This window comes from Mesorhizobium sp. M8A.F.Ca.ET.207.01.1.1, assembly GCF_004794715.1.
Taxonomy (GTDB): domain Bacteria; phylum Pseudomonadota; class Alphaproteobacteria; order Rhizobiales; family Rhizobiaceae; genus Mesorhizobium.
The window spans coordinates 1-278 of record NZ_SRUS01000631.1 but is presented as its reverse complement, the minus strand read 5'-3'; the positions used below and the strand labels follow the sequence as shown (position 1 = coordinate 278).

The 278-nt window shown below is 55.8% G+C and carries 1 protein-coding gene; it reads right to left on the bottom strand.

The features are described 5' to 3' along the window. A partial coding sequence (locus EN850_RS36145; RefSeq protein WP_136093113.1) for a TonB-dependent receptor occupies positions 1–278 on the bottom strand: 278 nt, incomplete at both ends.

The window sequence follows — 278 nt, the reverse complement described above, 5'->3', positions numbered from 1 at the left end:
ATATTCTTTATCAGTCAAGTTTTGCACCATAAGCGAGGCGCGGTAGCCGTTCTTCTCGTAATGCACGCCGAGATCGAGAAGGGCGAGCCCCTTCATCTCAAAGGTATTGGAGGCATCGCCATAACGTTTTCCAACGTAACGAACACCGCCGCCGATGCCGAAACCTTCGAGCGCGGTATCTTCCGGGAAGGTGTAATCGAGCCAAAGGCTGGCGGCGTGCCGGGGGGTGCTATCAAGCTCGTTCCCATTATTCACACGGCCGGAGACCTCGCTGTCCA